The organism is Paraburkholderia dilworthii (genome assembly GCF_000472525.1).
GTDB lineage: Bacteria > Pseudomonadota > Gammaproteobacteria > Burkholderiales > Burkholderiaceae > Paraburkholderia > Paraburkholderia dilworthii.
Genome location: NZ_AWZT01000015.1, coordinates 138371 through 146219, shown reverse-complemented (window position 1 = coordinate 146219; position 7849 = coordinate 138371). Strand labels below are relative to the sequence as shown.

The window sequence follows — 7849 nt, the reverse complement described above, 5'->3', positions numbered from 1 at the left end:
TGGAATGGAGCGACGGTCTCGGGCATCGTCTTGCCGAGATCCATGACGTAATAGGTGGGCATCTGTGCAAGTTCTGCGGCCGTCAGCGCTTTCAACGGATGCGGCTTGTTTCCCGGCCAGTCGGCGCTCTTGACATAGAAAAATGCACGAAGGAACGCGTGCAAGCCTTGAGGGGGATGCCACATGTCATGGTTCGCCTCCGGTGTGCTCAGGTATTGCTGGTAATACTCTCTCGGCGGGTCGAGCGCCGCCAGCGCGGCCGCCAACTTTTGATTGCCGGTGTTCGGTTGAACCGACGATGCCTCGCTTTGCGCGGTGTTGAACGGAAGCGCCGGCGGACCAGGGAACGGTGCGCTCATCAGCACCACCGAGGGAAAGACGTCAGGTCGAGCTAGCGCACAATAGGCCGCCACCGGTGAGCCAAGGTCGTGTCCAACGAGCATTGTCGTACGCCGATACCCCAACGCCGAAATCAATCCGAGGGCGTCGCGCGTCATATTCAGGAGGCTGAAGGGTTCCAGAGGAGCGTCATAGCCGTTCACCCAACCCGTGGTGCTGCCGAAGCCCCGCTGATCGGGCGCCACGACATGGTATCCGGCGTCAGCCAGGATTGGGATGAGATGTCGCCAGCCGTAAGCCAGATCGGGAAAGCCGTGCAGAAGCAGCGCGAGTGGCCGCCCAGGGCTTTCGTAACCGGCCTCGAGAATATGGACATCGAGGCCGTTGACCCCGTGGATCATGCGCGAGCGGACCCCCTTGGGAAGCGTTCTCTCGCCATATGTTGATGTGGCCAAATCAGTTCCTCCTATGAGGTTTGCGCGGGCCGGTCGAAGTAAAGCGGCAACCAGGCCGGCCGCGCTCATCGCTAAGACGGCTCGGCGGCACACCGATGGCTTGATCTGATGGCGGGGCATCGTTGAATTCCGTTGTATGGCGATCGCCATAGCGGCGTCAAGCGAAACGTGGTACGTGTCCGGCATGACACGTAAGACTGACGCCCGCGCTCGCGCAATTGCCACGGCCGAACGACTGTTCCGCATTCAAGGCTACACTGCGACTGGATTGACCCAAATCCTTGAAGAAAGCGGTGCGCCTAAAGGATCGTTCTACTTTCACTTTCCACGCGGCAAGGCACAACTGGCGGAAGAAGCAATCGATAATTACGTTGCGAATCGAATTGCTGTATTGCGAAACATCTCGGCGAACACCGCGGGTGATGCTTTGAATTTTGTTCATCAGATTTTCAGCACATTTGCTGCCGAAATGGTCGCCTCTGATTTCCAGTATGGATGTCTAATGCAAAATCTGGCGAATGAGCTGCCCGCGCTCGACGCTGAGTTGACCAGACGGGTAGCGCGCGGATTCGTTGAGTCGACCGGGATTATTGCGGAGCATTTCAGGGGGTGCGGTTTCGCTCCTGCGCGCGCCTCCTCTACGGCAACCGCATTGGTAGCCGCCCTTGAAGGCGCCCGAACGATCGCCCGTCTGGAACGCACGCCGGCTGTATTCGAGGCGCTGGCAGATGTTAGCGTCCAAAGGTGGGCTGCCCCCGAGGGGTGATCCGGTCCGATGGTCCCGGTCTGACGTGGACGGTCGATCCAGACGCTGTAGCGATAGCGAAAGACCAGTGAGACGATGGTGGTGCGCACCGCTCTTCTAATATCCGGTTATTCAACGTCCGCTCAAGCTTTAAGCGGAAGGTCGGCTGCACACGCTTTGGGATGCACTCGGGCGGGAACATCCAGTCCGAGCGCCGACGCCGATAGCCCTATCGTGGCCATCAGCCGTTCGTTTCGAGCCAATTGACGTCTCAATTGGACGGATCGGAGAAGCCGGCAGTACCGGCAGAAAACGGCGCATTGACAATTTGCTTTGCATTCTGGTCCAACGTTTGTCTCTCAGCTTTCACCGGCTCAATCGCCGGACACGCCAGTCGGGGCGGCGTTCATTCCATCTGGGCAAATTAGTGCCGTTGGGTCTGCGTACTCAATGTGCGCTCGAAGGCGTCATGTTCGTCGATGAAAGACGTTCAGCGAGGCCAGGACACGTCGCTCCTGAAGCGCGTGCGCTCGTCTGGGGTAAATACAAAATTCTGCCCAAGAACGCAGTTTGCCGGTGAAACGAAGCTTGTATAGTTCCGTCCCCGGCGGCCACGATGCATCAGATAAGAGCGTTGCTGGCGGCGGCCGCCCGACCGCGCAGCCAGGTGATGCTCGCAAAGAGCAGCACTGCGAACACGATGAGCATGGTCGCGACGGCGAGGATCGACGGGTCGATCGAGTCGCGAATACCGCTCCACATCTGCCGAGGCACCGTGGTTTGATCCGGGCCGCCGATGAACAGAATGACAATCACCTCGTCGAACGATGTCGCGAAAGCGAAGACGCTGCCGGTGGCGATCGCCGGCATGATGAGCGGCAGCGTCACGCGCCTGAATGTTACCCAGGGCGGTGCGCCAAGTCCCGAAGCGGCGCGCAACAGACTGTGGTCGAACGAAAGCAATGACGCAGTTACGGTGATTACGACGAATGGCGTGCCGAGCGCCGCATGCGCGAGCACCACACCGGGATATGAGTTCACGAGCCCGAGCGGCGCGAAGATCAGATAGAAGCCCGCTGCGACCACGACAATGGGTACGATCATCGGCGAGATGATGAGCGGCATGATCAGCGAGCGCAGCGGAAACTGCGAGCGTGAGAGGCCCAGCGCAGCGAGCGTGCCGAGACATGTCGCGATCGCCGTCGAAGCCGCGCCGATGCCGATGCTGTTCAGCAGCGACCGTTGCCAGTCGGCGCTGGTGAGGGCCTTCTCATACCAGCGCAGCGAGAAGCCCTGCATTGGATAAGAAAAGTAGGATCCCGAATTGAACGACAGCGGGATGATCGCGAGAATCGGCGCAATCAGAAAGAACAGCACGAGCGCGGTATGCAGCCGCACCCAGCGCGTGGCGACGCGCTCGGTCAGCACCTTGTTACGTTGGTCTTGCATGTGGTTCCTTCGTCGTGTGCCTTGATCGTGTTCAGTCGCGTGCGTATTTCGAGTGGTGCTCAACCGAAGCGCAAGCGGTCGATGCCGACAATGCGGTTGAACAGGAAATAGAAGATCGCCGTAAATATCACGAGATAGGCCGAGAGCGCGCCGGCGAGGCCCCAGTTCAGCTGAGTGTTCGTTTGCATCGCGATGAGCTGGCTGATCATCTCGTCGCCCGCGCCACCCAGCAGGGCGGGCGTGATGTAGTAGCCGAGCGCGAGCACGAATACGAGGAAGCAGCCCGCGCCGACGCCCGGCAGCGTCTGCGGCACGTAGATCCGCACGAACGCGGTGAACGGATGCGCGCCGAGCGATTGCGCGGCGCGCATGTACACCGGCGACACGCTTTTCATCACCGAGTAGATCGCGAGAATCATGTAAGGCAGCAGCACGTGTGTCATGCCGATCAGCACGCCTGCACGATTGAAGATGAGCGGCAGCGGATGGGTGGCGAGCCCGAGACCCATCACGAGACTATTTATCACGCCGCCCGGTTGCAGCAACACATACCACGCTGTGGTGCGCACGAGCAGCGAGGTCCAGAACGGCACGATCACGAGCAGCATCAACCGGTTGCTGTTTTTCGCGGGCAGGTTCGCGAGCAGCCACGCGACGGGATAACCGAGCACGAGGCACAGCAGCGTGACCGTGGCGCTGATGGAGACCGTACGCATGAACGCTTGCCGATAGACGGACGCGTTGTCCGGCACGAACGCGATGGCCCCTTGCGGCGTGACCTGTGCATCGACTGCGGCGAGCAGATAGTCCGGTGTCGGCGACGCGGCGGCTCGCTTCAGCAAGCGCCAGGTCTCCAGCGAATTCCAGCGTGCGTCGAGTTCGATGAGCGCGGGCTTCCACGCGGGCGGCGCGTCGGCGGGCAGTTGGCGCGCGGTGCGCATCAACAGACTGCGAAACTCGGGCAGGGAGAAGTTCAGCCGCCGTGCCACGGTGCCGAGTTGCCCGCTTTGCTGCGCCTCTTTGAGCCCGGCGGCGAGCAGCGCGAACGTGGCTTCGTCCGGCACGCCGCGACCGTCCCATGCATCGAGCGCGCGCGTGAGCGCGGGCATGCTGTCCGGCACCTCGCGGTTCTCGACGCTGCGCGCGAGCAGCAGCATGATCGGCGCGATGAACGTCGAAAGCAGAAACACGAGCAACGGCAGCGCAAGCAGCAGCGCCTGCATCGATGCGCGGCGGCGCGCCTTCTGAAACGACGCGCGGCCGTCGGCTCCCGTCGGAGAGCCGAGGACCGAGCCTTGGTCGGAAGCGGGCATGCTGGTAGTCAAAGTTGGGCTCTCGTCGAACAAAGGCGTTACTGCGTCAGCCACACCTGGAAGCGCTTGTTGATCTGGTCCGCGTTGTCGGCCCAGAAGTTCGCGTTGATCTGCAGCGCGCGCTTGAAGTTCTCGGGTGCGGTCGGCAGATCGGCAAGACGTTGCTTGTCGATGAGCGCAATCGCGTCCTTGCGCGGCGGTGCGTATGCGATGTACTTCGAGAGGTCCGCGTAGGCTTTGGGCTGCGAAGCAGAGACGATGAACTTTGCTGCCGCGTCGGCGTGCTTCGCACCCGTCGGAACGCCCCACCAGTCGAAGTCGTAGACCTGCGCGTCCCAGACCGCCTTGAACGGCTTGTTGTCCTTCTTCGCGGCATCGGAGATACGGCCGTTGTAGGCCTGCGTCATCACGACTGCGCCGTCCGCCAGTAACTGCGGCGCCTGCGCGCCCGACTCCCACCACACAATGCTCTTCTTGATCGTGTCCAGCTTCTTGAACGCGCGGTCCACGCCAGCGGGCGTGCCGAGCACCTTGTAGACATCCTTAGGATCGACGCCGTCCGCGATCAACGCCCATTCCATTGATACCTTCGGCGACTTGCGCAAGCCGCGCTTGCCCGGGAATTTCTGCAAGTCGAAGAAGTCGTTGACGGTGGTCGGCGCTGTCTTGAGCTTGCTCGCGTCGTACGCATAGACCGTCGACCAGACCATGCTCGCGACCGCACAGTCGCTGATCGAGCCAGGGATGAAGTCGCTCGTCTTGCCGATCGTCTTCTTGTCGAACTTCTGCAGAAGACCTTCGTCGCAGGCGGTGATCGCATCGTTCGTTTCGAGGTCGATCAGGTCCCACGTGGTGTTCTTCGCCTGCTCCATCGCCGAGAGTTTGGCGAGACCGCCGTCATACGATTCGGTCGAGAAGCCGATCCCCGTGGCCTGCGTGAACGGTTCGAAATAGGCCTTTTTCGCCGCCGCTTCGTACGCGCCGCCGAAGGTCACGACGGATAGCGTCTCCGCTGCCTGGGTGGTCACGGTGGCGATTGCGGCTACGGCGAGTGCAGCGCATTGTGCTTTGATGAGGTTGCGCATGTCAGTTGGCTCCTGCTGGTGCGGTCGTGATTATGGAAGGTGAGGGCGGTGCGGATACGTGGATCGCGGGCGCGCTTCGCGGCGCAGGTGCGGCGAGAATCTTGCAGTCGTCGTGGCGCCACGCGACCGCGATCGTGCTGCCGGGTGCGGGCAGCGCATGGCGCTGGGTGTTGGGCACTTTCACGACAATCGAATCGCGCGAGCCGAGCGTCAGGTGCACACGGTGATGATCGCCGCAATACACCAGTTCGTCGACGCGCGCACGCACTACGTTGTCGTGTTCGTTAGCGTGCGTGCCTTCCGCGCTCGGAATATGCGCGCGTTCGGGGCGCAACGCGAGCATCGCTTCGTCGCCGGCGCGCAATCCCTCTTCGCAACGGCCGCGAATCACGCTGCCGTCCGAAAGCGCAAGCGTTGCCGAGCCGTCGCCCGTATTCACGACGCGCCCGGTCAGTCCATTGTTCTCGCCGACGAAGTTGGCGACGAACGCGTTCTGCGCGTTTTCGTACAGCTCGCTCGGTGTGGCGGCCTGCTGGATACGGCCATCGGAAAACACGGCCACGCGGTCCGACATCGTCAGCGCTTCGGCCTGATCGTGCGTCACGTAGACGATCGTGAGCGACAACTCGCGATGCAGGCGCATGATTTCGTATTGCATTGTTTCGCGCAGGCGCTTGTCGAGCGCGCCAAGCGGCTCGTCCATTAGCACGACACTCGGCTCGAACACGAGCGCGCGTGCGAGCGCGACGCGCTGCTGCTGTCCGCCGGAGAGTTGCGCGGGACGCCGGTTCGCCAGATGCGGCAGTTCGATCATGTCGAGCGCGCGCTTCACACGCGCCTTCTGCTCGGTGCGGCTCACGTGCCGCACCGAGAGCGGAAACGCGACGTTCTCCGCAATCGTCAGATGCGGAAAGAGTGCGTAGTTCTGAAACACCATGCCGATGTCGCGCTGATGCGGCGGCTTGTCGTCGAGGCGACGGCCGTCGAGGCGGATTTCGCCGTGAGTAGGCGTTTCGAACCCCGCGAGCATCATCAGCGTGGTTGTCTTGCCGGAGCCGGAGGGGCCGAGCAGCGACAGGAATTCTCCCTTGCTCACGTCGAGATTCAGGTCATCGACGACATATTGGGCGCCGTCATACGATTTGCTCACGCGCGAGAGCGAAATGAAGGAAGGGTTTGACATCGTGATCGCGTCCTCTCGATGGTGCGTCGTAATCAATCGTTGCCGGACTTCGCCGCGGCAATCTTGCCGGCGATGTAGCGCGCGAAGTCATAGTTGGGGCGCTCGAGATGGCTTAGATGGCCCGGTTTCGCGAGCGGCGCGTGCACGCCGCGAAAAACCGCTTCTACGCCGCGTTTGTCTTCGGCGTTCACGTCGTCGAGCAGTTTCTTTAGCGTCGCCATGTGCGCGTTCGCCTCGGGGTCCGCGATGAATTCCGGCGCAAGCCCGCCGCCGAAGCGGATATGCACGCGCCCCACGCCCTGAGGTTGCAGCACGAGATACCAGAAGTAACCTGGGGTAAGCGTGACCAGATGCGTCGGGTAGATAGCGAGCAACGCGGTGGTCTTGCGCCAATGGCCGGTTAGACGCGTATTGTCCGGATGCGCGTTGCCAATCGGCAGGGACGCTTCCTTCGTAATCCAGTGATAGTTGAACGCGGGATAACCCGGCGGGCATTCCATTTCTTCCAGCCGTGAATGCGGTCCTACTGTCGCGCGATGCAGCATCGGCAGGTGATAGCTTTCCATGAAATTTTCCGCGAGGATCTTCCAGTTCGTGTCCCACACGTGCTCTTCATAGAATGTTTCGATGTAGTCCGACATACCGTATGCGCCAATGAGCTTGCTCAAATCGGCAAGCTGCTCGCGCACGGGTGGCGCGTTTTCGTCGAGCGTCACATAGAGCCAGCCTTGCCATTCCTCGCACCGCACCGCGGGCAGCCGGTAGCTTTCCTTGCAGAAGCCCTGTTGCCTGTCCATGAGCGGCGCGCCTTGCAGTGCGCCGCCCAGTGAATAATTCCAGGCGTGATACGGGCAGACGATGCGGCGCACATTGCCGCGTCCTTCGAGCAATACCGACATGCGATGCAGGCACACGTTCGACATCGCCTTCAATTGCATCTGTTCGTCGCGCAAAACGACCACCGGTTGCGCGCCGATGCGCGCGCTAAGGTAATCGCCGGGCGCTTTGAGTGTGCTTGAGCGGCCGACGCATTGCCATTCGCGCGCGAAGATCGTGCGCTCTTCCAGCGCGAGGAATTCAGGCGACGTATAGACACCGGGCGGCATTGCATGCGCATCGCTGAATGGCCGTTCGCAGCCCGTCTGCAGGTTCTCGACCAGTGCATGCACTGGGATCGTCCTTGTCAGGTCGGTCATGCGTCCCCCTCGATTCGTGACGGTAAGAGCGAGCCGGCGTGAAGCGTCGCGGCACAGCGCTCAACATGGACACCAATCTAACAA

Annotated in this window: 7 protein-coding genes; 1 reads left to right on the top strand and 6 read right to left on the bottom strand. The window is 61.6% G+C overall.

The window, feature by feature from the left end:
• A partial coding sequence (locus tag F759_RS0115755) for an alpha/beta fold hydrolase (RefSeq protein ID WP_027800701.1) occupies window positions 1–740 on the bottom strand: 740 nt, incomplete at its 3' end.
• A 238-nt stretch (window positions 741–978) separates the two neighbouring features.
• Here F759_RS0115755 and F759_RS0115750 point away from each other — a divergent pair.
• Window positions 979–1560, top strand: coding sequence for a TetR/AcrR family transcriptional regulator (locus tag F759_RS0115750; protein ID WP_456088822.1), 582 nt, complete (start codon window positions 979–981; stop codon window positions 1558–1560).
• Window positions 1561–2160: 600 nt separating this feature from the next.
• Here F759_RS0115750 and F759_RS0115745 read toward each other — a convergent pair.
• From F759_RS0115745 to F759_RS0115725, 5 genes are read right to left on the bottom strand one after another with little or no spacing between them, the layout of a single operon-like run.
• Window positions 2161–2988 (bottom strand): ABC transporter permease, encoded by an 828-nt coding sequence (locus F759_RS0115745; RefSeq protein WP_027800699.1) that lies wholly within the window; start codon window positions 2986–2988, stop codon window positions 2161–2163.
• A 59-nt stretch (window positions 2989–3047) separates the two neighbouring features.
• The gene (locus tag F759_RS0115740) at window positions 3048–4301 is read right to left on the bottom strand and encodes an ABC transporter permease (protein WP_027800698.1); all 1254 of its coding nucleotides are present in this window, start codon (window positions 4299–4301) and stop codon (window positions 3048–3050) included.
• Between the two features lie 38 nt (window positions 4302–4339).
• Window positions 4340–5386 (bottom strand): ABC transporter substrate-binding protein, encoded by a 1047-nt coding sequence (locus F759_RS0115735; protein ID WP_027800697.1) that lies wholly within the window; start codon window positions 5384–5386, stop codon window positions 4340–4342.
• 1 nt (window position 5387) lies between these two features.
• A complete protein-coding gene (locus F759_RS0115730; RefSeq protein WP_027800696.1) occupies window positions 5388–6569 on the bottom strand; it encodes an ABC transporter ATP-binding protein in 1182 nt (393 codons plus the stop codon).
• Window positions 6570–6601: 32 nt separating this feature from the next.
• Complete coding sequence (locus F759_RS0115725) at window positions 6602–7765, bottom strand: SRPBCC family protein (protein ID WP_027800695.1); 1164 nt, start codon at window positions 7763–7765, stop codon at window positions 6602–6604.
• Window positions 7766–7849: the final 84 nt, after the last annotated feature.

Excerpts from the sequence above, each read along its gene's own strand:
- F759_RS0115750 (WP_456088822.1), top strand. The coding sequence starts at position 979 with ATGACACGTAAGACTGACGCCCGCGCTCGCGCAATTGCCACGGCCGAA.
- F759_RS0115745 (WP_027800699.1), bottom strand. The coding sequence starts at position 2,988 with ATGCAAGACCAACGTAACAAGGTGCTGACCGAGCGCGTCGCCACGCGC.
- F759_RS0115740 (WP_027800698.1), bottom strand. The coding sequence starts at position 4,301 with ATGCCCGCTTCCGACCAAGGCTCGGTCCTCGGCTCTCCGACGGGAGCC.
- F759_RS0115735 (WP_027800697.1), bottom strand. The coding sequence starts at position 5,386 with ATGCGCAACCTCATCAAAGCACAATGCGCTGCACTCGCCGTAGCCGCA.
- F759_RS0115730 (WP_027800696.1), bottom strand. The coding sequence starts at position 6,569 with ATGTCAAACCCTTCCTTCATTTCGCTCTCGCGCGTGAGCAAATCGTAT.
- F759_RS0115725 (WP_027800695.1), bottom strand. The coding sequence starts at position 7,765 with ATGACCGACCTGACAAGGACGATCCCAGTGCATGCACTGGTCGAGAAC.